The organism is Pedobacter sp. ASV28 (genome assembly GCF_016428855.1).
Classification (GTDB): Bacteria; Bacteroidota; Bacteroidia; order Sphingobacteriales; family Sphingobacteriaceae; genus Pedobacter.
Genome location: NZ_JAELTN010000022.1, coordinates 12181 through 35057, shown reverse-complemented (window position 1 = coordinate 35057; position 22877 = coordinate 12181). Strand labels below are relative to the sequence as shown.

Annotated in this window: 22 protein-coding genes and 1 tRNA gene; 9 read left to right on the top strand and 14 right to left on the bottom strand. The window is 38.9% G+C overall.

From position 1 onward, the window contains the following. Nucleotides 1-15: 15 nt before the first annotated feature. From JHD79_RS10130 to JHD79_RS10120, 3 genes are all read right to left on the bottom strand, one after another. Nucleotides 16-1002 carry a glycosyltransferase family protein gene (locus JHD79_RS10130; RefSeq protein ID WP_199119112.1) on the bottom strand — a complete coding sequence of 329 codons (987 nt, stop codon included), beginning with the start codon at nucleotides 1000-1002 and terminating at the stop codon, nucleotides 16-18. 29 nt (nucleotides 1003-1031) lie between these two features. Continuing rightward, nucleotides 1032-1883, bottom strand: coding sequence for a UDP-2,3-diacylglucosamine diphosphatase (locus JHD79_RS10125; protein WP_199119111.1), 852 nt, complete (start codon nucleotides 1881-1883; stop codon nucleotides 1032-1034). Between the two features lie 369 nt (nucleotides 1884-2252). Then, nucleotides 2253-2900, bottom strand: a complete 648-nt coding sequence (locus tag JHD79_RS10120) for a class I SAM-dependent methyltransferase (RefSeq protein WP_199119110.1) — start codon at nucleotides 2898-2900, stop codon at nucleotides 2253-2255. 414 nt (nucleotides 2901-3314) lie between these two features. Here JHD79_RS10120 and JHD79_RS10115 point away from each other — a divergent pair, with 414 nt between their 5' ends. Then, nucleotides 3315-3491, top strand: a complete 177-nt coding sequence (locus JHD79_RS10115; protein WP_199119109.1) for a histone H1 — start codon at nucleotides 3315-3317, stop codon at nucleotides 3489-3491. A gap of 235 nt (nucleotides 3492-3726) precedes the next feature. Here JHD79_RS10115 and JHD79_RS10110 read toward each other — a convergent pair whose 3' ends face one another. From JHD79_RS10110 to JHD79_RS10090, 5 genes are all read right to left on the bottom strand, one after another. Continuing rightward, the gene (locus JHD79_RS10110) at nucleotides 3727-4056 is read right to left on the bottom strand and encodes a hypothetical protein (protein ID WP_199119108.1); all 330 of its coding nucleotides are present in this window, start codon (nucleotides 4054-4056) and stop codon (nucleotides 3727-3729) included. Between the two features lie 490 nt (nucleotides 4057-4546). Beyond that, entirely contained in the window at nucleotides 4547-4903 is a 357-nt protein-coding gene (locus JHD79_RS10105) for a VOC family protein (protein WP_199119107.1), read from the bottom strand. A gap of 114 nt (nucleotides 4904-5017) precedes the next feature. Continuing rightward, nucleotides 5018-5527, bottom strand: a complete 510-nt coding sequence (locus JHD79_RS10100; RefSeq protein ID WP_199119106.1) for a T6SS immunity protein Tdi1 domain-containing protein — start codon at nucleotides 5525-5527, stop codon at nucleotides 5018-5020. 223 nt (nucleotides 5528-5750) lie between these two features. Then, nucleotides 5751-5824, bottom strand: a tRNA-Pro gene (locus tag JHD79_RS10095). Between the two features lie 27 nt (nucleotides 5825-5851). Continuing rightward, the gene (locus tag JHD79_RS10090; protein ID WP_199119105.1) at nucleotides 5852-8344 is read right to left on the bottom strand and encodes a hypothetical protein; all 2493 of its coding nucleotides are present in this window, start codon (nucleotides 8342-8344) and stop codon (nucleotides 5852-5854) included. 335 nt (nucleotides 8345-8679) lie between these two features. Between JHD79_RS10090 and JHD79_RS10085 the strand changes: the two genes are divergently transcribed. The 3 genes from JHD79_RS10085 to JHD79_RS22770 all read left to right on the top strand — a co-directional run bounded on the left by JHD79_RS10085 (nucleotide 8680) and on the right by JHD79_RS22770 (nucleotide 10331). After that, nucleotides 8680-9375, top strand: a complete 696-nt coding sequence (locus JHD79_RS10085) for a DUF393 domain-containing protein (protein ID WP_233164641.1) — start codon at nucleotides 8680-8682, stop codon at nucleotides 9373-9375. Between the two features lie 23 nt (nucleotides 9376-9398). After that, nucleotides 9399-10046, top strand: a complete 648-nt coding sequence (locus JHD79_RS10080) for an NAD-dependent epimerase/dehydratase family protein (protein ID WP_233164640.1) — start codon at nucleotides 9399-9401, stop codon at nucleotides 10044-10046. A 72-nt stretch (nucleotides 10047-10118) separates the two neighbouring features. Continuing rightward, nucleotides 10119-10331 (top strand): DUF1731 domain-containing protein, encoded by a 213-nt coding sequence (locus JHD79_RS22770; protein ID WP_370583318.1) that lies wholly within the window; start codon nucleotides 10119-10121, stop codon nucleotides 10329-10331. Between the two features lies 1 nt (nucleotide 10332). Here the strand turns inward: JHD79_RS22770 and JHD79_RS10075 are convergent, their stop codons facing one another. From JHD79_RS10075 to JHD79_RS10050, 6 genes are all read right to left on the bottom strand, one after another. After that, complete coding sequence (locus JHD79_RS10075; RefSeq protein ID WP_199119104.1) at nucleotides 10333-10587, bottom strand: DUF4834 family protein; 255 nt, start codon at nucleotides 10585-10587, stop codon at nucleotides 10333-10335. A gap of 366 nt (nucleotides 10588-10953) precedes the next feature. After that, on the bottom strand, nucleotides 10954-11154 hold the full coding sequence (locus JHD79_RS10070; protein ID WP_199119103.1) for a YwbE family protein: 201 nt from the start codon (nucleotides 11152-11154) through the stop codon (nucleotides 10954-10956). 402 nt (nucleotides 11155-11556) lie between these two features. Next, nucleotides 11557-12834: a DUF3472 domain-containing protein gene (locus JHD79_RS10065; protein ID WP_199119102.1), complete on the bottom strand. Its 1278-nt coding sequence runs from the start codon at nucleotides 12832-12834 to the stop codon at nucleotides 11557-11559. 362 nt (nucleotides 12835-13196) lie between these two features. Continuing rightward, the gene (gene uvrB / locus JHD79_RS10060; RefSeq protein ID WP_199119101.1) at nucleotides 13197-15236 is read right to left on the bottom strand and encodes an excinuclease ABC subunit UvrB; all 2040 of its coding nucleotides are present in this window, start codon (nucleotides 15234-15236) and stop codon (nucleotides 13197-13199) included. A gap of 136 nt (nucleotides 15237-15372) precedes the next feature. After that, nucleotides 15373-17739, bottom strand: a complete 2367-nt coding sequence (locus JHD79_RS10055; RefSeq protein WP_233164639.1) for a M1 family metallopeptidase — start codon at nucleotides 17737-17739, stop codon at nucleotides 15373-15375. 17 nt (nucleotides 17740-17756) lie between these two features. Further along, nucleotides 17757-18341, bottom strand: a complete 585-nt coding sequence (locus JHD79_RS10050; RefSeq protein WP_199119100.1) for a HupE/UreJ family protein — start codon at nucleotides 18339-18341, stop codon at nucleotides 17757-17759. An 84-nt stretch (nucleotides 18342-18425) separates the two neighbouring features. Between JHD79_RS10050 and JHD79_RS10045 the strand changes: the two genes are divergently transcribed. The 5 genes from JHD79_RS10045 to JHD79_RS10025 all read left to right on the top strand — a co-directional run bounded on the left by JHD79_RS10045 (nucleotide 18426) and on the right by JHD79_RS10025 (nucleotide 22861). After that, the gene (locus JHD79_RS10045) at nucleotides 18426-18932 is read left to right on the top strand and encodes a DUF6702 family protein (protein WP_199119099.1); all 507 of its coding nucleotides are present in this window, start codon (nucleotides 18426-18428) and stop codon (nucleotides 18930-18932) included. A gap of 72 nt (nucleotides 18933-19004) precedes the next feature. Next, on the top strand, nucleotides 19005-20315 hold the full coding sequence (locus JHD79_RS10040; protein WP_199119098.1) for a polysaccharide deacetylase family protein: 1311 nt from the start codon (nucleotides 19005-19007) through the stop codon (nucleotides 20313-20315). Between the two features lie 35 nt (nucleotides 20316-20350). Beyond that, nucleotides 20351-20995 (top strand): uracil phosphoribosyltransferase, encoded by a 645-nt coding sequence (gene upp, locus JHD79_RS10035; protein ID WP_199119097.1) that lies wholly within the window; start codon nucleotides 20351-20353, stop codon nucleotides 20993-20995. 109 nt (nucleotides 20996-21104) lie between these two features. After that, nucleotides 21105-21800 (top strand): YjjG family noncanonical pyrimidine nucleotidase, encoded by a 696-nt coding sequence (locus JHD79_RS10030; RefSeq protein WP_199119096.1) that lies wholly within the window; start codon nucleotides 21105-21107, stop codon nucleotides 21798-21800. A 62-nt stretch (nucleotides 21801-21862) separates the two neighbouring features. Further along, nucleotides 21863-22861 (top strand): DUF4476 domain-containing protein, encoded by a 999-nt coding sequence (locus JHD79_RS10025; RefSeq protein WP_199119095.1) that lies wholly within the window; start codon nucleotides 21863-21865, stop codon nucleotides 22859-22861. Nucleotides 22862-22877: the final 16 nt, after the last annotated feature.

Below are 22877 nucleotides of genomic sequence, written 5' to 3'. Positions count from 1 at the left end.
GCAAAGTAAAGAAATTTATCTGGCAAAAGTATTTACTGTATGTGCAATTATTGAAGCTGTTTCATCTGGAAAATGAAATTGGTGTACTTGTGGTTCCCTAACAAACGTTCTTAAAGTGCTTAGCCAATCTTTATTGCTTCCCCAAATAACTGGCAGGCCAAATTGTTTGAGCGCATAGGCATTGCACTGCTGTTCGTACTGAAACCGCATAGGGGCCACTAACAGTTTTTTCCCCAAGTACAAGGCTTCTGCTGGTCCTTCGAAACCACCACCCGTAAACAAACCCTCGCAGCTGGCCATACTTTGGTTGAATTTCTCGTTATTAACAGGCTCTACAAAAACATTTCCATCATTATAGGCGATCTTGGTATGCTTTGAAAAAACTTCCCATTTCACCTCTGGTATTTCTTTTAATAGTTTCACCAGATCTTTATCGTCAATAGCTGGCAGGTACACGGTATAGTGACCCAAGTTTTCAGGATTCAGCTTTCGTATTTCGCTTCTGATTACGGGTGTATAAATAAAATCATCATACCTATCGAAATGAAAACCAATATGATGCGTAGTAGGGGCATATCTGCTTAAGATGAGCTTCCCCCAATCGATCGTTTTTGGCCGGGGAACCTTTTTTGATTTGAACGAAGCCTGATGGCTTAACGACACACTTTCAATTCCTCGGCTACGACAAGCCCAAGCTGTGATCGGCTCAAAATCGTTTAAAATGAGGTTATAGTCCTCTAATGGAAGAGACTTCATGTCTTTTCTGAACTGGAACAAATCCATATTCTTCCAAGTCTGGTAATGATCTACCCCGCCCTTTTTGCCAAACACAAAACTAAAACCATGTAGTTGGTATTTGACTTCCTGCGTTAATTTCACATCTACCTGTGTGCCAGAAATCAGCAGATCTAGCTCGCCATATTGCTGTAATAAGGGAACAATTTCTCTTGCCCGGCTCACGTGTCCATTTCCAGTTCCCTGTATGGCGTAAAGTATCTTCATCGGTTTCTAATATCAGTATTTTTTAGGCTTTAGGCAATTTCTAGTTTAATTTTCTGTAATAAGGTGCCTATATCCAATTTATTGTGCAGGTCTTCTCCGTCCGAAAGTTCTCCCGGTTCCACTTCGTCTTTTACAAAATGTTGCGCATCATACCTGAAAATATTCCATTCTCGATTGGCATATTCCAAAGCGGTTAAATTCTCTACCCAATCGCCACTATTCAAATACATGACCTGTTCATGATCTGCTCCGATCATTCGCTTTTCTGGCTGGTGTATATGCCCGCAAACTACATAATGATAACCATTTTCTACAGCCAGATCAGCAGCGGTCTGCTCAAAGCTATTTATAAATTTAACGGCATCCTTAAATTTGGCCTTGATCTTTTTTGAGAAACTCATTTTCTCCCTTCCTATGGCATTCAACACCCAATTGACTAAACTGTTCAACAGAATGAGGCCATCATAACCAATAGCTCCCAGCTTTGCCAACCATTTGGAATGCTGCATGGTAACGTCGAAAATATCACCATGAAAAAACCAAGCTTTTTTACCATCCAGCTCCAAAATGAGCTTGTTCTGCAAGTGAAAAGTTCCCAACTGCATATCGGCAAACTTGCGCAACAGTTCATCATGGTTTCCGGTAAGATAATAGACTTCCACCCCTTCTACCACAAACTTCATGAGCTTGCGCAGAATTTTCATATGTGTTTCTGGCCAATAACGCTTGCTGAACTGCCAAATATCAATAATATCGCCATTGAGTATCAGTGTTTTTGGCCTAATACTCTTCAGGTACTTTAAAAGCTCTTTAGCATGGCAACCGTATGTACCTAAATGTACATCGGAAATGACCACAATTTCTACGTCCCTTTTTTCCATAAATGAGTTTTTGAGAGAATAAATGTCCTGTCCTCCATTATAGCAGGCCATTTTGTGGAGAAAGAATATCTTGTTTTAATCCTCGTCTTCACCAACGGTTAATTCATAAGGACTAAAAAAAAATGCCACAAATACAATTAAACAGACAATTAAAAACAGTTCTAGCATGTAAATCAAAATTACTTGTACAAAATTGAACCTATATAATTAACTGATTGTTAAGACTATGTTATGTTTCCCTTAGGATTTTTGGAGCGCAAGTCCTGTTCTTTGATCTACTTGCAGTCCAGCTTTACGCTGTAGTCCCGTGCAGAACGGGAGCTGTCGCTTCAATCTGGGCCATATGGCAGGAACTATGCAGAAAAGTGGTTAGCCCATGGAAAGTGGCTTTAATTGAGCAATCACAATGGTATGTACTTCAACAGTCCCATCCTTTGTTTCGTAATCTACCTTAAAGACTTGTGGACATTCAAATCCATGTTGAAGCAAAACTTCGTTAAGTAAGGCCAATTGATGATAGTAAAAATAAACCCTATCACCGCTACTCCCCACCTGAAATGCCGACTTGGCAGGGTCACCTTCTACAAAAGAAATATAAAGCAGCCCTTGGTCGTTCAGCAAATGTGAAGCCGCTGCAATAAGCTTTATACTGTCTTCATTGCTAAGGTAAGGAATACAAAAGCCTGCTATAATGCCATCAAACTTCTTGTGCAACCGACCAATCTGCCTACAGTCCATCACCTCAAAGTGGGCGGTAGGGTTATTTTTTATGGCTAATGCCACCATATTGGGAGCAACATCTATACCCAATACATTAAAATCTGGACGTTTCGACAAGAGATACCGAGTGATATTACCAGGCCCACATCCAATTTCCAAAAGGTTGGCCTGTGGCTTGGCAATGGTATGGCAAATAAGATCATAGCTTTCATTATACAAGGTCAAATGCATGAACTTATCTTCGTATACTGTAGCTACCTTGTTCCAGGTTTCCCCTGTTTCCCTGTATTTATCCATTGCCATTTTATTTTACATGGGCATTCATTCAATTAAAATGAGAAATAACAGTTATCAAACCTATAATTTTAGGTTTCATCCTTATGGTTGATCTAATTTATTGCCCCAATTATGTTATCCCCTAATATAAGGCAATACGTTTATTTTTCATTGTACTTGCCTTAAATAGACTTTCTCTTTTAGGCCATGGCCAGATTCAACCGACATTGAAACCTGTACTTAATAAGCTACTTACAACCACCTTATTCCCTTGATTAAAGAAAACATAACAAATCTTCTCCATTATAAAGCTTAAGATATACAGGACAAAAAACTTTTCCATAAATTGGGATTGATGATCTGAAGAAAAATAAATATATTAGTTTACTCATCTGTAATTAATTAATCATTCACTAATATAAAAATCTAATAGGTATGGAGAAGTTTAAAAAGGTTAAAGAACTGGTATCACAGATTGAAGCCGATGCAGACAAATTCTATAACAAGGCCAATAGTGCTGCCGGCACTAGGGTACGTAAGGGCATGCAGGATCTGAAGGTTCTGGCTACCGAAATTCGCAAGGAAGTAACCGATAAAAAAAATTCGAAGTAATTAGCACCAATGCTTTGGACTGAAGACCTGACCTTATGGCCGGGTCTTCTCTTGATCAAGCTTTTCCTAAATTAGCTTCAATACTACATTATGGCTATTTTTCACCTTTCCCTACCTGTTACTGATGTCGAAAAGACATGTTTTTTATTGTAGTTGATCCGTCTGGTTATCTGATCGAATATAAGACATATAAAAATGAACTAAAGCATTTTTAATGAAGTGATTGCAATAAATTTTACAACGCAAATATCCTATTTTCTTTCGCATACGTCAACGTGCTGTCCAAGACCTTTTTATAACTTTTGTTCTTGTTAAGTGTTATTTCAATAGTATTCTTGAAATCCGCTATTCTGTCCATTTCTTTATTCGATCCAGTGGCCTTATAATTTTTATAAACCATTACTTGAGCTTTACGTTTACCTTTCCCTATAATAAAGATCATAAAAAAATCTGCAGGCATATCAACAATGCCATCAGCCACAACTATTTCACCCTTCAAGCGGCCAATCTTGTTCTTCCTGAAGGCTTCCTTTATTAAATTTTCTTCTGCTACAGACCATTCCAACCTTCATTTGTATTTCATTGCATCAACCTTGATTTCCCTGGAATTGAAATCAATATCAATCCAATTATTGCAATGGAATTTGAGATTGTATTTATCCTTGTCATAGCTTTCATTACAGCCAAATAATGATATAAAAATGGCCAATAACAATATTTTACTTATTTTATCCATAAGGGTATATATTTTCCAACCCTATAAAAACCAACATAATAAATGCAGAAACTAATACTTAGTGCTGTTGGGCATTGGTGTTGGCGGAAAAAAAAGCATGGCAATAGCCAGCAGAGGGCACGGCGTTTTTTCATTTGAGGGCTTTAGACAGTATTGTTAAAGGACCTAAAAGTTTCTTTAACGAACAACCGTACCCACAGAAATGTCCATAATTTCTGTCACCTCTCCATGGTTCTTTTCCTCCAATATCACCAAGCGAATTCATAAGTGTGAAGTTCGTATTTTATAGATTCAAGTCAAATAGACAGCAATAATGTCCTTATATGTTTTGTCCAAAAGTGAGTAGGTTATGGTCAGGGTCAAGCATAGAAAATTCCCTTTGCCCCCAAGATTTACTTTGCAAGTGTCCCGCTGGATGTATCGCTAGTTTATGGTCTAACATGTTTTGGTACAATTGATCAATGTCATCTGTCCGGATATAAACCTGCCCATAATTTTCATTCGGATCAAGCTCCTTAAATTCAAAAAAATGGATTTCTATATTATCCTTTTGTATCATCAGGTATCCATCATAATCAACCTCTCCAAGGAGCTGAAAACCCAATCTATGGATATAAAAGTCTTTGGTAATAGACTTATTTCGCATGGGTAGTTTTGGGTGGATTACTGTTAGCATGTCTTTTTAGTTTTTAGTGAGTTTAATTCATTTCCTGCCAAAATTGGCCGCGAAGAATAATACCTGCCAATGTTTTAGGCTTAGCATTGATTTCATAAGAGATATAAGCCATTTTTAAGATTTACCAAATTTCCACCATGGCTTTTTTCCCTCATCGACTTTTAATTCAATTTTAGTACCGTCTGGTACGTGTTTTAGGTTTTTACATATTTGTCCATTAATTGCAAAATGAACACTAATATCTGTAGGCTTGAGATTGCCAGTAGAATATTCTCCACCTAAGATGGGAAGGGTTTGGAAGCTGTACACCTCGTTTTCTTGCAAAAATCTTCCTTGTTCCTGGAGCTGTAAATAAAGGTCGGTCAAAAACCATTCTGAAAATTTCTCCTTATCTTTTAGCACTTCTTCAAAATGATCTACCGAATCTCCTACTTTGGCACTTAAGCCAGCTCCCGTATCGAGCCAATAGACCTCATTCTTTGTATCCGTAAAAAAAAGATCGCCAAATTTTGTGACCATCAATATCTGTTTGAGCTCATCGATTAACCAAGCCCAATCTGAAATAATATCTTTATGGTCAATTTTATTTATGTCCTTGGTCAGATCTGATAATTTTATAGTCATGCGATGATATGTTACGTAGGTATTCAACTAGTTATTAGCAAAATAAAGATAATAAAAGTCGCCCTAAATCTAATACTACAACATGTATTTCATTTTGTCTTTCTGTAATCAATAGCTTTTAAGTCAGCGCTGCAAATTTTATCAACTCAATCCCGAGCCTTCTATCATCTGCAAACTCCCTTAAACCCAAAAAGCCTCTAGCATAATGCTAAAGGCTTTTAAGTCGGGATGGCGGGATTCGAACCCACGACCTCCAGCACCCCATGCTGGCGCGATACCTGGCTACGCTACATCCCGATCGGCTGATGTGATCAGCTCGTTGTGTTAAGCGGCTTTTTTCTTCTTGCGCTCGCTATAAGCGGCAAAACCCAAGAAGCCTATGAGCAGGATGGTTCCCGCTAAAGATATTTTTTCGCCTGTATAATATGATTTGGGTTCAAACTTAAACTCTACCTTGTGGTTACCTGCCTCCAATTGTGCAGCCCTAAGTACATAATCGGCCCTAAAATAAGGTTTTTGTACACCATCAATATACATGTTCCAACCTTTATCATAGTAGATTTCCGAAAATACAGCGATCACATCTCTTGGTGCACTATAACTATATTCGATATGGTCTGGATGATAATGCTCCATTTTAATGAAGGCAGTTGGGTCTGCACCTAAACGGGTAGTATCTAATAATTTCTTATACCTTTCATCTACAATGGCTTCCTGCTTAGGATCAAAACTGCTAATGGCCTTCATTTCCTCATCGGAATTTTTCACAAACTGCACTCCTTTTACAATCCATGCATTGCCTAGTGCCGTTGCATTTCTTGACATTTTATAGGACCCGTTTTGTGGATCTTGGGTAATGAAGTATTTGGCATTCAGCATGTCCAATACATCTTGATTTACACTTTTGGCAAACTGGTTTTGGATAAGCTCATCATATCTTTTAAGTTTTGCCGCATGATAACCACCAATGGTTTTGTGGAAAGCAGAAGTGCTTGCATCACTAAAGGTATTGATTGTTTGGTCATAAACCCTAAAATTAGGATCTTGATCTGAGTTGATAAACCCATCCACATCTCTGGCCTGAAAATAGTTGGCCAAAGTTGATTTGCTCTCAAAATTCTTATTGTTCAGGTATTTTCGGTCTACCTGCCACATATCAATCAGCACGGCAAAAGCCAACAGGCCAAATGCCACCTGTGTATTCAGTTTTTTGGTAATAAAGGCCCATACAATAGCATAACCGATCAAAATAAACAAAAATGCCCTAAAAGCATCGGCACGGGCAATAGCTACGCGATCTTCTACCAGTGCATTGGCCAATTTTTGTGCCATGGCCGCATTATTTTGTAGACTTTGGGTTAAGGCCTGTACAATTTCCTGGTGGTTACTGGTCTTAAAACTAAAAAACACAGTCGGTATAATAGCCACCAAAAGGGCGAAACCTCCGGTAATACCTGCTGACCAGGTTAATTTTTTCACCAATACTTTCTGATCTAAGTTTCCCTCCTGTGCTTCTTTTACGGCTAAAAAAGCCAATATTGGTACCATAAGTCCTACAACGGCCAAGATGGATTCTACCGCCCTGAATTTATTATATAGAGGAAAGTAATCAAAGAAGAGGTCTGATACTAAGGGGAAGTTTTTACCAAAGGACAATAGCATAAACAATACCGTAGTACCCAAGATCCACCATTTCAGTCTGCTACGTACAATGAATAAGCCAAAGATATATAGAAAGCATACAATGGCGCCAAAGTAATAGCCTCCAGATGTACCCGGTTTTTCACCCCAATACTGCTGCATATTAAAACCCTGCGCCAACTGCTGGATCACCTGCACGGTCTGTGTAGGGTCACCTCCCGTAAAATCGGCAGCAATTGTTTTATATAAATGACTTTCTGGTTTTACCAAATCGTCAATACCTGTAGCACCACCATATAGGTTGGGTATCAGAAAAGTAAAACTCTCTCCCACCCCTTGGCTCCAATTATAAGCATAGTCTTTGGTCATGCCAGCGCTTTTCTCCGCAGCCTGATTGGTCAGGTTAGATTTGCCTCTGTTGGTCTCTGCAGCATATTCTGAAGTTGTCCAAAGTAAGCTGGCATTGATCATCACCGCAATAACTATCGATCCGGCCAAAAATCCAATCGCCTTCCCAAATGCGGGCAGTGTCTTATGTTTGTAGGCCTGATAAAGCTCTATCCCCAGAAAAATAAGTAGGGAAAGAAATAGGTAATAGGTCATCTGCACATGGTTAGCCCTAATTTCCAAGGCCAAGAACAGTGCCGTTAAACTGGCTCCGAGCAAGTATCTACCCCTCAAGGTAATAAAGATACTCGCAATAATTGGAGCAAAGAAACCAATGGCCAATGCTTTATTGCTATGTCCAGTCGCAATCAATACAAAATTATAAGTGGTAAAGGCAAAAGCAATGGCACCTGCCGCTGCTAGCCAAGGATTCACTTTTAGGGTGATGAACAAAAAATAGGCCCCTATTAATAGTAACAATACGGTTCCAACAGGATTTGGAAGGGCTTTTGTAATTAAAGCAATGCCATAGGTGGCTCCATTATAGGCATATTGTACCCAAATTTGATACGCTGGCATCCCGCCAAACATTTGGTTGGTCCAAAGGGGGCCTTTGCCGTCTTTGTCCTTGTACTCCATAATTTCCTTTTGCATGGCTTTTGATTGTATCACATCACTCTGTGCAGGTACTTTTCCTTGCAGTACAGGGCTGAAATAAGCAAAACAGATGATGACAAAAGCAGCTATAATGGCGATATGAATACCATTTTTATTGAACCAATTATTCATTAAGGCTATTTTAAGTTTAAACTAACTCCAAAAATAGAAAATTGGATGAGATAAAGAAGTAAGAATTTAACACAGCTCAAAAAAATGGACAAGAAAATAGAAGCAATCCAAAAATTTCAATAATATTTGAAACTTCAGAAACACCACGTATATTTGCTTAAGAATTGATAACGTAGCCAATAAAAGCCTAAAGGCTTTATTTTTTAACCTAAAGTTTCAATTATTACTGAAAATTCAAAACATACATTATAAAAACATTATACAACCACCTTATTCTATATGATGCTAATTGTCCGATGTGCCGTTTTTATACCGAAGCTTTTACCAAAACAAAAATGCTAGAGGCGAATGGTAGAAGTGCCTATCAGGACCTGTCCGAAAATATTTGTCCATACATAGATCAAAAAAGGGTCGTTAATGAAATCGCTTTGGTAGACATGCGCACAGGCAAGGTTACCTATGGCATATATAGCCTATTTAAAATCATAGGTCATGCCATACCCATGCTCAACCCTTTGTTTACCTTTAAACCTTTTGCCTGGGCAATGAGCAAAATCTATGCATTAGTATCTTACAACCGTAAGATCATCATCCCCAAAAGACCAAAACCTCAAGAGATGTGGCCAGAATTTAAGCTTCATTATCGAATGCTATATTTGATACTAAGCTGGTTTATTGCAGCTTACCTACTGACCCATTATGGCAATGCCTACAGGGAGTACCTGATTTGCGGTGGGCAACTGTTTTTTCAAGGCGCAGTCTGCCTTTTATATCGGCCTCAAAAATTATGGGACTATCTGGGCAACATGATGACCATTTCCTTAGCGGGAAGCTTACTATTACTACCACTGCTTTGGATCCATACATTTTTGCAGCTACATACCATGGTTTACCTTTTATATTTCTTATTTGTTGCAGGACTCATGTTATTGGAACATTTGAGAAGAAGTAAAATTTTGGATTTAGGGTACTCGTTGACTTTTAGTTGGCTCATTTATCGCCTTGTTATCTTAGGTTTTATCATGTTTTAATCTGCTCATAAATTATAGAAAAGATGAAAAAGTTCAACAAAATAGTTTTAGCTGGTGGCAGCGGATATTTAGGCAAAGTACTAGCCAAACACTATATGGGTTTAGCTAATGAGGTTATCATATTGGCTAGGCAGCAACAACCCATAGGCCTACCCAATATCAAAACTGTTCTATGGGATGGCAAAACCGAGGGCGATTGGAGCATAGAAATTGAAAATGCCGACTTATTGATTAATCTTTGTGGCAAGAACGTAAACTGTAGGTATACTTCTAAAAATCGGCAAGAAATTATCTATTCTAGAGTGGGTCCAACCCGCTTGTTAAATCGCGTGATCGAAAAAATGATCAATCCACCAAAGGTTTGGATCAACATTACTTCTGCCACCATTTATCGTCATGCTGAAGATCATGAACAAGATGAAAGTACAGGAGAAATAGGCTATGGGTTTTCTGTTGAAGTATGTAGACAATGGGAAGAAAGTTTTTTTGAGACCCAACTTCCAAATACCCGAAAGATAGCCTTAAGAATGGGCATTGTATTGGGCAGATCTGGTGGTGCCTTTCCAAGATTGTTAACCTTGGCAAAGTTTGGAATGGGAGGTAAACAAGGCGATGGCAAACAGTATGTAAGTTGGATACATGAACAAGATGCGGCCCTCAGTACACAATGAATCCTAGAAAATGAAGCTATAAAAGGTAGAGTCAATTGCACATCGCCAAATGCCATTACCAACAGGGAATTTATGCAAAAGCTAAGAGCAGTATATGGAATCTACTTTGGCTTACCCTGTTCCACTTGGATGTTGACACTGGGTGCGCGGCTAATTGGAACGGAAACCGAACTTATTCTAAAAAGTAGGTGGGTAGCTCCAAAACTACTGGTAAAAAATGGTTTTAAGTTTCAATATCCAAAACTAGATAGTACCTTAAGGGATTTAATGAGTCTACGGTTGTAGCCTATTTTACTTCCTCGTAGTCTACAAATTCACCCAATTTATCGGCGTTGCCCTTTTTCTTATCTTTTTTAGGCATATAATCTATAGATATAGACCCTTCCGGTCTTCTTGATCGTTGTTGTTGGCCTGCATTGGCCTGATTTTGCATATTGCCAAACGCATTTCTAATTACTGCAGGAAAAATCATCCTTACAAGTAATCGAATTACCCATAAAACAATAATAGCAATCAGTAGAAAATTTAATATGTAACCCATCTTTATATTGTTAATACAAATATAGACTTTGGTGAATGTTTTTTGTTACCGCACCTTATTTTCATTGCATTTACATTACAATTCTTCATTTACGGTCTTCACACGCTGTTAATATACTTGCTGTCCTTATCTTTTTTCATATGGGAAACCTTATCAGCTATCATTAAAGTTGTATTAGATTTTCCAATTGTTGTTACTTATATAAACGTTATTTTTTCTGGTTTTCTTCTTTATATTAAAAATGTTATAAAGTATTTCATAAAAAAAGCGGTTTCGCTGGCAGAAGAGCTGTAAAAAGAAATAGGAATAATTTACTTTTCTTAACCACCCGATTTTTTGCTTGCTAAGCATGGGGGCAAATTACCTTTAATCTTCTTTTATAATCTCTACCACTCTTCCTATCTGTCCATCCTCCAACCTTACCTTTATTCCCCTGGAATGAAATGCCGATGAGGTGAGCAGGTTTTTGACAAATCCATAGGTAATGGTACCGTTTCTTTGGTCTTTCTTTAGAATAATTCCTACTTCTAGGCCTGGGTATATATCTTTTCTGTTTTGTCCATCCATATTTTAAGCATACAAGTTTTCAAATTTAGCATTATATCTTTACAAACTCGTTGCTCCCTAGCCCGAGCTTCTTCCAAAAATTCTCAGAAAAAGTCAAATGGGACCATTCACAAAGCCTCGCTCTTATGCTGTTGAAAACTGATATCCCGAAAGATTCTTATTTATAACACTAACATTTACCATAATGTTTTAAACCCCCGAGTCCAACTGCCTATGTTCATGATCAGCCTATCTTTAACCGATATGTTCAAAAATAACATCTTGAAAACGAAGAAGCTGTCTAAATTTCAATGAAAGAAAATACTTAAGCGGGTATCCCTACTCGCCTGTATCAACCATAGCTGGCATTTGATGAGGACACCAAACGCCAGTTAACACTATGCCTTCCGTTTAATAACATCGCTAAGGCAAAACATTAAAATCGATCTGCGGCTTTTCCTTACTCAATGGCCTAGTAAAAAGTGTCTTGGCTTTTACATTCTGACTAAAAAATCCACAATTCTTCAGAAAAAAATATTTTCCATCCACTCCACCTGCATAATCTAATCTGTAACCTTGGGCTCCTGTATTATCGATAGTAAAGCGGGCTGTGTTCAACTCTGTCCAGTTCCCCTTTGAATCGCAAGCCCATTGGTTATTGAACAATACCTTTCTTTGTTTATCGCCTTGATTAGGGCTGAAGTTCTCTAAAAAGGAATGTATACCTTTTAGATAAGTATGTGTCTGCGGTCTGCTGAAAGAGGCAACCAGCTGCCATTGACCTAATTCTGGAGCAAAGAAATAGGCTGTATAATTTGTATAATTATCTGCTACGGGTTCTGCTCTTAGTAAAAATCTATAGGTATTCCCTGCTTTCCATTGATACCTCAAAAAACTTTGTCCTCCGGCTCCTTCATTGCCAAACTCCCCAGTATGTACTTCTTTACCTTTTTTCAGCAACTTAATTTGATGGCTTTCCGGTATTTCCTTTGGATTATCTGTATTAAAGGGGCTCCAAACCGAAAACAGAATTCTTCTTTCGGTAGCTGAATTGACCTGAATCCCAAAATAGCCCCCAGCAAATCCATTGGCCATATAATAAGAACCGATTACATCTTCACCCTTGGGCACTGTTAGTTCGTTATAGAACCATTCCACTTCCATTTTTTCGGGCACCTGGTATCCTAAATGAACAGAGGGGCCTCTTCTTCCCCAATAGAAGAAATTGCCCTCATTACTTTTGACAAACTTTGTATTTTCATCAATGGCACTTCCAGAAAGCTCCAGATTGCCCATATTGGGATAATAAGCTCCAGATTTCTTTAGCCCTTTGATTTCGATGACCAGATAGCCCGTATCGGTTATTTTCCATGTTCCTACCTTGAGTTGATGTGCAGCATCTTGCCTGACCTGAATGGTTTTGAACTGGTTCTTAATCCCAATACTCAATTGGTTATCGCCCTCAATTTTAGTCACATCGCCCAAAGACAACGTCAAATCGCCAGTTTTGGCCAAACGCACATAAACTTTAATGGATGCAGTGGATGATTTCCATTGCTCTATACCTCTTTGGGTCAGTTTGGCATCATCTTGATGTTCAACATAGGCATTTCCACCTAGGGGAACGGTTACCGTTTGCGGCAGTTGCGCAAAAGCGGTGGTACTGGCGCAGGCCAGCACGAAAAAAAGTTTTAATTTCATAGTTGTGTAGTGTAGAAATCAAAAGTAATTAAACCAACTACTTATTGGGCAGCCTACTAAATATTTTACACAAAGTGTTATGAAGTAAAACCTCTTAAGTTAATGCCAAATTCCCCAACTATATCATAGATGATAACCACACCGCCCAAAATTACTGATGGGGAGGAGCATCTTCCTCTATTTCGAATGGGTTATTTATTTGTTTTCCACACATTTCTTTGGCGCTGTTTATAATTGACTGAATATTTGACAGCAGGAGTTTGGTGGGGACACCAAACCTAGCAGTGGGCTATAGGCGGCTATCCTCACCCACCTAAATATCTTTTATTGATATTTAGGCCATTCCTATGGTCCCCATCTTACTATTTCCCAAATCTTTCTTCAAATATCTTTTCTAGGGCAAACATTTCATCACGTAAACGGGCAGCCATTAGGAAATCCATATCTTTTGCGGCTTTTTGCATATCCTTACGAGATTTATCTATGGCCTTTTGCATTTCGGGCTTGGTCATATATTGTACCACTGGATCGGCAGCTATACTTACTTCGTCTACTTCTACATAAGCTTTAACCCTGGCTTTATGTTTCTCGGAAACCTCTAGTACAGAGGTCTGTTCCATAATTTCAGCCTTAGATTTACCTACGGTTTTGGGCGTAATGCCATGTTCCAGATTATAGGCTACCTGTTTTTCTCTACGCCTATTGGTTTCGTTAATGGTACGTTCCATAGATTCCGTCATATTATCAGCATACATAATAACTCTACCCCTATCATTACGGGCAGCACGGCCAATAGTTTGTATCAAAGCCCTATCCGAACGTAGGAAACCCTCTTTATCTGCATCCAAAATGGCCACCAAGCTTACTTCTGGCAAATCTAAGCCTTCTCTCAAAAGATTGATTCCCACCAGCACATCAAATTCTCCCAAGCGCAATCCCCTCAAAATCTCAACCCTTTCTAAAGTTTTTACTTCCGAATGGATATAACGACATTTGATATTTAACCTGTCCATATATTTAGTAAGCTCTTCGGCCATACGTTTGGTTAGTGTGGTTACCAATATCCGATCTCCCATTTTTATGGTTTTATCAATCTCATCCAACAGATCATCGACCTGGTTTATGGCAGGACGGACCTCAATAATAGGATCTAATAAACCTGTCGGCCTGATCACCTGCTCAATAACCACTCCTCCCGATTTTTGCAATTCATAATCGGCAGGTGTAGCACTTACATAGATGGTTTGTGGCGCCAGGCGCTCAAATTCCTCAAAGTTTAGTGGCCTGTTATCTAAAGCTGAAGGCAGGCGGAAACCATATTCTACCAATGACAATTTGCGTGATCTATCACCACCGTACATCGCCCTGATCTGCGGAACAGTCACGTGGCTCTCATCAATGACCATCAGGTAGTCATCTGGAAAATAATCCAGCAAACAGAAAGGCCGCATACCAGGTGCTCTTCCATCGAAAAAACGCGAATAATTCTCAATTCCAGAGCAATAGCCCAATTCTTTCATCATTTCGATATCAAAGTTCACTCTTTCCTCCAATCGTTTGGCCTCAAGTAATTGCCTATCGTTCAATAACTGATTTTTACGCACTTCCAACTCTTCTTGTATACCCCAAATAGACTGATTAAACCTATCCTTAGGCGTAACAAAAAGATTGGCCGGATAAATGGACATGTCCTGTATTTTTTCAAAGGTCTTTCCAGTTACCGGATCAATGATCGAAAGTTCCTCTATGTCATCGCCAAAAAATGAAATTCTATAGGCATTATCCAGATAGGCTGGAAAAATATCTACAGTATCTCCCTTTACACGAAAGGTTCCACGCTTAAAATCATTAATGGTCCTGGCATATAGAATTTCTACCAAACGGTGTAGAAATGCATTACGGCTTATTTTGGTTCCTACGCCAAAACGAAAAACAGATCTAGAAAAATCTTCCGGGTTTCCCATACCATAGATACAGGAAATGGAAGAGACGACGATAACATCCCTACGGCCAGACATTAATGAAGAAGTCGTACGCAAACGTAATTTCTCAATCTCCTCGTTAATCTGCAGATCTTTTTCAATATAAGTATTTGTGGTAGGCATATACGCCTCCGGCTGATAGTAATCGTAATAGGAAACAAAGTAATTCACCGCATTTTCGGGGAAAAACTGCTTAAATTCTCCGTACAATTGTGCGGCCAAAGTCTTGTTATGACTAAGGATAAGTGTGGGCTTTTGGGTCTGCTCAATCACATTAGCCACGGTAAAAGTCTTGCCTGAACCTGTAACCCCCAAAAGGGTCTGGTAATGTTCTGCAGCATCTACACCTTCTACCAATTGTTGAATTGCAGTTGGCTGATCGCCTGTTGGTTTATAATCGGAGATGAGTTTGAACTTCATGATCTACAAAGATAGCTTTAGCATACAACAATTTGAAGCAGCATGAGTTGAAAATACTTTTAAATATATTAACCCAAATTGCATTTCACCTATTTTATAAACGCAGCAAAGCCAAGCCGCAACCTCATCAACAGTCTTATTTCCCTTTCTTTTCCAGCTGCATAGGATTGACCCCGTCAGACTGGCCCCTTCCTGCCGCGTTCATTTTGGTTTTAAACAGTTGGAATCTAGATGGTGCCTGCGCTCCTCCCCAGGTATTGTTGCTCTCGTCTATATCTGAAGTTTCACGGAATGGATCTATCTTTATATTGGCCACTTCTTTATCCAAAGCATAGAATTTTGAGGTTTTTTGCTCATTCAGTCTCCAAATTTGCGCAGGAATTCTATCGATCACAGATGTACCATCCTTAAAGGTAAACTGTACAATAATAGGCATCACCAAACCTCCTTTATTGCTAAAATTAAGTTCGTAAAAATATTTGTTGCCATATTTTGTCTTCTCTTCTGCAGAAAATTCTTCCAATGGCAGTCTTATCTCCTTGGTTTTTATCTTACTACTATCAATCTGTACCAAACCACGCGCATATTTCCAGTAAAAGTCCCTGGCTTCCAAATCCTGATCCGTATAGAACTTAATTCGTTTGTCTTCCCTGTTCCTTATTTTGCCAATATCATCCTCATTGACCAAGGGCTTATCTATTTTTATGGTACCCGCGACCGGCTGGCTTGGTTTGGGAAAATCTGCTTTGGCATATTTCACTTCATCTAAAGCAATATCACAAGCATCGGTACTGTAAAACCAACCTCTCCAAAACCAATCGAGGTCTTCGCCACTGGCATCTTCCATGGTTCTGAAAAAATCTGCAGGTGTTGGATGTTTAAACGCCCATCTTCTTGAGTACTCTTTAAAAGCATAATCGAACAGCTCTCGGCCCATAATGGTCTCCCGTAAAATATTAAGCCCTGTTGCGGGTTTAGCATAGGCGTTTGGCCCAAAATTTACAATATTCTCTGAATTGGACATAATGGGTTCCAACTGATCTTTGGGCAATTTCATATAAGGTACAATGGCATATGCCGGACCTCGCTTGCTCGGAAACTTATTGTCCCAAAGTTCTTCGGTGAGGTATTCAACAAAGGTATTCAATCCTTCGTCCATCCATGACCACTGACGCTCATCGCTATTAATGATCATAGGGAAAAAGTTATGGCCTACCTCATGAATAATTACACCTATCATTCCATTTTTAACGGTTTCGCTATAGGTACCATCTTCATTTGTCCTGCCATAATTGAAACAGATCATGGGATACTCCATTCCATTGGCGGCCTCTATACTTTGGGCCACAGGATAGGCATATGGAATAGTAAAATGAGAATAGGTTTTTACCGTATGTGCTACTGCCCTTGTAGAGAATTTACTGTAAAGATTATAGGCTTCTTTTCCATAAAAACTCATACACAGCACATCCTTTCCTTCAACAGGCTGGTTCATGGCATCCCATATATACTTTCTTGAAGAGGTCCATGCGAAATCCCTTACATCTTTTGCATGGAAAACCCATGTTTTTTTAGCTGATGATTTTTTGGTTTCTGCTGCCTTTGCTTCTGCCAGAGTAACTATTTCTATAGGAGTACTACTTATTTTTGCCTTATTAAACCTACTTAATTGGCTTGGTGTAAGCACTTGCGCATAATTCTGACATTCGCCGGTAGAACCCACCATATGGTCTGCCGGAACCGTCATCTGAACCTTAAAATCCCCAAAGGTCAACGCAAATTCCCCCCTCCCTGTAAATTGGTGGTTTTGCCACCCTTGAAAGTCGCTGTACACACATAAACGTGGATACCATTGGCTCATGGTAAACAGGTAGTTACCATCTTTAGGAAAATATTCATAACCTCCCCTTCCGCCCAGGGCAATCCTGTCTACAATATTATAGTCCCAATCTATGTTAAAAATAAATTTTGAACCCGATTTTAGGGCGGGAACCTCAATACGCATCATGGTTTTATTGATGGTATAGCGAAGGTTCTTTCCTTCCCCATCAGTTATCTTGGTAATGTTAAAGCCATAACCATTATCTGCTTTGCCCAACGCCATGTCATCCACTTGTGTTCCAGTAGTATTCTCTGGCATCTTGGAGGCATTTTGATAATTAGCATTTCTTATATTATTATGCTGGTTCTCATCCAGCTGTATCCACAGATAGGTCAATACATCTGGAGAGTTGTTGTAATAGGTAATGGTTTCAGAACCCTTCAACCTTTGTTTATTCTCATCCAGTTCGCATTTAATATCATAATCAGCTTTTTGTTGCCAATACCTTAGCCCTGGTGCCCCACTTGCTGTACGCTGTTCATTAGGCGTAGGCAGAATGGTGCCCAACTGCTCAAATTTATTCCCGTGGTTACTTCCAGGGTTATTTTGAATATTTTGGCCCAACACGGGCTGAACCAAAGCCACGCTCATTACTAAAATGTTATACCATTTCTTTATCATCTTATAAGATATTAATATTAAAAGGGAACTCTTTCTATGGCCATCTGCAATGCCAAGGCAAAAACCGCAGCGGATATGAACATCACCCAGTCTCTTCGTTTGACCCTGAATATAGAGAACGCAAGTCCCGTAATAACCAAAATAACCACGACAAAAACAAGTTGGCCCACTTCCAGCCCCAAATTAAAGCCAAATAGCCCCCATCCTATATATTGGTCTCTTGCGAGCATCATACGGACCGAATTTGCAAAGCCCATCCCGTGAATTAATCCAAAAAACAGCGCCAGATAATAATTGGTACTCATTGATTTTAATGAATATCCCCTTTTAAATAAATTGCTGATGGCCGTAACCACAATGGTACAGGGAATTAAAAACTCTATCCATTTGCCAGAAAAGCGAATAATATCCAAGGTACTGAGCAATAGGGTAAGGGAATGGCCTATGGTAAATGCCGTAACTAGTATTAACAGTTGCTTTATATTCTTGGGACTGTAGACAACCACCAAAGCCAGAATAAATAATTGATGGTCTAACGCACCCAAACTAACAATATGTGACCAACCTAGTTTAAAATAGAATAAAAAATCTTGTAACGGCATATTACAGCTCGGTTTTTTAGCGGGTTATTGGCTAATATAAAGTCTTTAGCTTAATTTTATCAGATAAAATTAAAAATGAGCGCTATGCTTTCAAAATTGTTACCTATTATAAGTCTATTTTTTATTCTTACTGCCTTCAAAACTGAAAATAGACACCCCCTACATGTAAGTACCACTGAAATCTCCTACAATAACAAAAGTAAATCATTAGAAATCACTTGTAAAATATTCTCCGACGATTTTGAAAATGCATTAACCAAACGTTTTAAAACAAAAATCGACCTGCAGGACAAAAAACTACAGCAGGAAATGAATATTCTGATTAAAAGTTACCTAGAAGCTAACCTAAAGTTTACAGTTAATGGAAAAATAAGCAAGGCCAACTACTTAGGCGCTGAGAATGATCATGAAGCTACAAATCTTTTTCTGGAGATCGAAAACATCAGTGCTTTACAGAGTTTAACAGTAAGTAATAGCATCTTGTATGACCTATTCGATGACCAAATGAATATTTTACATGTGGAAAAAAACGGGGCAAGAAAGAGCACAAAGGCAAACTATCCAGAAAAAATAATGTCTGTTTCTTTTTAACCGGCCTGGCTCCCTTTCCTTTTTTTACAAACTCTTAACTATTAATTTCTTAATTCACTATCTTAGTGCTGTATGCAACTGCTCATTTACAGCCCACAGGTTACACCAAGAATCAAGTACACTTTTAATTTTATCTTTAGAGAGATCTTGCGCTGTGATTTCGAGTTTACCAGTGTTGCAAAAAACTTTGCCCAATATGATGGTCCAAAACTGAGTTACGCTCCCGCTCCTTTGGCCGATGAGCTGTTCTTTAAATCTTTTGGCCTGCTTACCAAAAACAACATTGAGCAAATAGACCTTAGCACTACCCAGTTCGGAGATGAAACTGTACCCTTCCCTGTAGAGAACGGCACCTTTCCTTTTGATATTTTTTCTGCATCCTTCTATTTTTTGAGCAGGTATGAAGAATACCTACCTTATATGCCTGATGAACATTTCAGGTTTCCTGCAAAACTAAGCTTACAATATCAACTGAATTTGCTCGGAACTCCTATTATAGACCATTGGAGCATGATCTTAAAAAACTTGTTGTCGAAAAAATTCGCCCAATTACATTTTGGCAGCAGAACTTTTGAGTTCATCCCTACCATAGATATTGACAGGGCCTATCATTTTAAATCAAGTGGCTTATTAAAAAATGCAGCACGTCTCATCAAGGCACTCACAAAACTGGACAAGGAAAAACTGGGCAATATCATCAACACAGGTCTTGGCAAAAAGAAGGATCCCTTTGATACTTATTCATTTCTCAACGGGCTCCATCAAAAATACCAGTTAAAACCTATTTATTTCTTTCTTTTTTCTGAGAAGGGCGATAAAACACATGATGTAAATATCCATCCTTCAGATGGCTTATTACAACAGCTCATCCGCTCTACCGCAAAACATGCCCGTGTTGGTATACATCCTTCTTATGCGTCTAATTCGAATGTATTGAAATTAAGATCGGAGAAAGCTTCGCTAGATCATTTATTAGATAAAACCATAGATATTTCTAGACAACATTACCTAAAGCTCCATTTACCCAAAACCTATCTTCAGCTTATTAAAGTGGGTATCAACCATGATTATACAATGGGCTATGCTTCCCAGGTAGGATTCAGAGCGGGTACTTGTACGCCTTTCTTTTGGTATGACCTACAGCTAGAAAAGCAATCGCATCTTAAAGTGCATCCTTTTGCTGTAATGGATGCTACACTACAAAAATATTTAGGGCTTACCCCAAGCGAGGCAAAAATTCAGATTGATCAACTTTTAAATGCCGTGAAGATAGTCAATGGTACGTTTTATAGCTTATGGCATAACGAATCGCTATCAGAAACCAGCCGCTGGAAAGGCTGGAAAACTGTTTATGAACATATGGTCAGCACTGCAGTTAGCTGACCTGCTTTTAGCTTATATTTCACTATGTTTACTATATGATATACGAACTCAGCAAAAACAATTCGATTGCCAATACTTTCATTGCCGAACTGAGAGATGAAATTATCCAAAAAGATTCGATGCGTTTCCGGCAAAACATGGAGCGCTTGGGTGCATTTTTTGCTTATGAGATCAGCAAGACACTTTCCTATAAAGAAATCGAGACCAAAACCCCCTTGGGCATTGCAAAAAGCACTGTATTGGCGCAAAAACCTGTTTTAGCTACCATTTTAAGAGCTGGGCTACCTATGCACCAAGGTATGTTAACTGTTTTTGATCAAGCAGAATCGGCTTTTATTACCGCTTACCGAAAAACCAAAAAGAACGGCGATTTTGTGATACAGATGGAACACATTTCTTCTCCAGAACTAGAAGGGAAAACCGTTATTTTGGTAGACCCCATGTTGGCCACTGGCTTAAGTATTGTACTTTGTGCCAAAGAACTCATTGGAGAATACAAGATCGACAAGTTGCACATTGTAGCTGCCATTGCAAGTACAGAAGGGGTTGCCCATGTAAGGGCCAATTTACCAAAAGCAAGTTTGTGGCTAGGTGCTATTGATAGTGAAATGACCAGCAAAAGCTACATTGTGCCAGGCTTAGGCGATGCGGGCGATTTGGCTTATGGAATTAAACAGTAGTTAACCTAAAGTTTTAAAAATCAGTAATCAGAAATAAAATTGTTCGGCACATCAAACCTTCGTCAAATCTATTTAACTTTACAGGATTTCAACTTCACATCCATAAGATTTGCAACCGATAAAACACATTTTCTTCGATTTAGACCATACCATTTGGGATTTTGACCGCAATGCGCAAGAGACTTTACAAGAACTTTACCATGCCTATCAACTGAAAGAATTAGGCTTATCTTCTGTAGAGCTCTTCATCCATACTTATACACAGAACAACCACCAGCTTTGGGCACAATACCACTTGGGTAAGATCACCAAACAGGCCCTACGTGAACAGCGCTTTAAAAAAACATTCCTGGACCTTGGTTTAAAACCCGAGCTTATCCCAACAGATTTTGAAGAAGATTACGTAAATATCAGCCCAACCAAAAAGAATCTTTTTGAAAGTGCTGAAAAGGTACTCGATTACCTCAGCAAAAGATACCAACTTCATATCATTTCTAATGGGTTTAAGGAAGCTACGCTTACCAAAATGCAGGTTTCCAATCTTAACCCCTACTTTAAGAATGTGGTCATTTCGGAAGAGGTTGGTGTAAATAAACCAGACAAAGCCATTTTCGAGCATGCGCTAAGTGTTGCCAAAGCCAACAAGCCCGAAAGTGTGATGATTGGCGATAGTTTAGAGGCCGATATCTATGGCGCACAGAATTTTGGCATGAAAGCCATTTTTTTTAACCCCTTGAAAGTGCAGAAACCCAATGATGTAGAATTTCAGATCAACCATTTGGAAGAGCTGCTCAAGCATTTTTAACTTTTCTTAACATTTTTTGGTTTGATGTTTGGTCTGGTTTTAACCACACACAATTGAACAACATGAAGAAGTTTATCCTTTTAGGCATTGTACTGCTTTGTACCTTGTCAAGCTTTGCCCAAAATAACCGTGGCAAAGCCGAAGTTTTTATCCAAATTACAGATAGAGGCCACTATACCGTATACCTAGATGATGAGTTTATGGGCTCTTCAAAAGGTAGGTTCAGGTTTTATGATGTCTATAATTACAGCCCGACATTAACCATTCTGTCTGGGAACAAAAAAATATTCAGTCGCGTTTTAGAGGTCAATCCAAGTACAAGGCTTATTTTAAGCTACAATAGCCGAAGGGGTCTGAGTATTATCAACGAGCTCAACTTATACCGTAATCGTGTATATGCGCTTAATGATTTTGATGGCTACATAGAACCCTACAACACCGGTATCGTTCCCCCTCGTTACCCTACGGGTAATAACGAAATCCATCAGTTTGAAAGCCTATCTTCCGCCGTAAAAAAAGAAGCTTTCGATGATACCAAAATGAAGTTAATTGAGGCTTATCTGGCTTATGGCGAAATAAGCAGCACCCAACTGATTACATTGCTAAATCACTTTAACAACGACGGCAACAAATTAACGCTTGCAAAGAGTGCTTATCCAAATATTACCGATCTTGGCAATTACTATCTGGTAAGGGATGCCTTTACTTTCTCCAGTTATAAAGAAGAGTTTACCAAGTTTGCAGGTGCCCAAAAAACAAATAGGCACTTAAGGCCCATATCTCCGGAAGATTTTAGACAATTCTACACCCGTATGTCTAGCGAGGCTTTTGACGATAACAAAACCACTTTGGCCAAAACCGTTATACCCAATGTACTCTTGACTACCGAACAGCTCAAGAGCCTCATAAAACTATATAGTTTTGAAGATAAGGCGCTAATTTTCGCTAAATTGGCTTTCCCTAATGCATCTGACAAAGCCAATTATTTTACCATTGCCGATGTACTCAAGTTTCCGAGCAACAGAAAAGATTTGCTTGATTTTTTAGCGAGCCAGAAATAAAACCTATTTTTATTTA

What these genes read in the sequence shown, in the direction of transcription:
- JHD79_RS10125 (WP_199119111.1), bottom strand. Translation starts at nt 1,883, where the DNA reads ATGGAAAAAAGGGACGTAGAAATTGTGGTCATTTCCGATGTACATTTA.
- JHD79_RS10070 (WP_199119103.1), bottom strand. Translation starts at nt 11,154, where the DNA reads ATGGATGGACAAAACAGAAAAGATATATACCCAGGCCTAGAAGTAGGA.
- JHD79_RS10105 (WP_199119107.1), bottom strand. Translation starts at nt 4,903, where the DNA reads ATGCTAACAGTAATCCACCCAAAACTACCCATGCGAAATAAGTCTATT.
- JHD79_RS10080 (WP_233164640.1), top strand. Translation starts at nt 9,399, where the DNA reads ATGAAAAAGTTCAACAAAATAGTTTTAGCTGGTGGCAGCGGATATTTA.
- JHD79_RS10045 (WP_199119099.1), top strand. Translation starts at nt 18,426, where the DNA reads ATGCTTTCAAAATTGTTACCTATTATAAGTCTATTTTTTATTCTTACT.
- JHD79_RS10085 (WP_233164641.1), top strand. Translation starts at nt 8,680, where the DNA reads ATGCTAGAGGCGAATGGTAGAAGTGCCTATCAGGACCTGTCCGAAAAT.
- upp (WP_199119097.1), top strand. Translation starts at nt 20,351, where the DNA reads ATGATATACGAACTCAGCAAAAACAATTCGATTGCCAATACTTTCATT.
- JHD79_RS10025 (WP_199119095.1), top strand. Translation starts at nt 21,863, where the DNA reads ATGAAGAAGTTTATCCTTTTAGGCATTGTACTGCTTTGTACCTTGTCA.
- JHD79_RS10120 (WP_199119110.1), bottom strand. Translation starts at nt 2,900, where the DNA reads ATGGATAAATACAGGGAAACAGGGGAAACCTGGAACAAGGTAGCTACA.
- JHD79_RS10040 (WP_199119098.1), top strand. Translation starts at nt 19,005, where the DNA reads ATGCAACTGCTCATTTACAGCCCACAGGTTACACCAAGAATCAAGTAC.
- JHD79_RS10090 (WP_199119105.1), bottom strand. Translation starts at nt 8,344, where the DNA reads ATGAATAATTGGTTCAATAAAAATGGTATTCATATCGCCATTATAGCT.
- JHD79_RS10055 (WP_233164639.1), bottom strand. Translation starts at nt 17,739, where the DNA reads ATGATAAAGAAATGGTATAACATTTTAGTAATGAGCGTGGCTTTGGTT.
- JHD79_RS10075 (WP_199119104.1), bottom strand. Translation starts at nt 10,587, where the DNA reads ATGGGTTACATATTAAATTTTCTACTGATTGCTATTATTGTTTTATGG.
- uvrB (WP_199119101.1), bottom strand. Translation starts at nt 15,236, where the DNA reads ATGAAGTTCAAACTCATCTCCGATTATAAACCAACAGGCGATCAGCCA.
- JHD79_RS22770 (WP_370583318.1), top strand. Translation starts at nt 10,119, where the DNA reads ATGCAAAAGCTAAGAGCAGTATATGGAATCTACTTTGGCTTACCCTGT.
- JHD79_RS10050 (WP_199119100.1), bottom strand. Translation starts at nt 18,341, where the DNA reads ATGCCGTTACAAGATTTTTTATTCTATTTTAAACTAGGTTGGTCACAT.
- JHD79_RS10065 (WP_199119102.1), bottom strand. Translation starts at nt 12,834, where the DNA reads ATGAAATTAAAACTTTTTTTCGTGCTGGCCTGCGCCAGTACCACCGCT.
- JHD79_RS10130 (WP_199119112.1), bottom strand. Translation starts at nt 1,002, where the DNA reads ATGAAGATACTTTACGCCATACAGGGAACTGGAAATGGACACGTGAGC.
- JHD79_RS10115 (WP_199119109.1), top strand. Translation starts at nt 3,315, where the DNA reads ATGGAGAAGTTTAAAAAGGTTAAAGAACTGGTATCACAGATTGAAGCC.
- JHD79_RS10100 (WP_199119106.1), bottom strand. Translation starts at nt 5,527, where the DNA reads ATGACTATAAAATTATCAGATCTGACCAAGGACATAAATAAAATTGAC.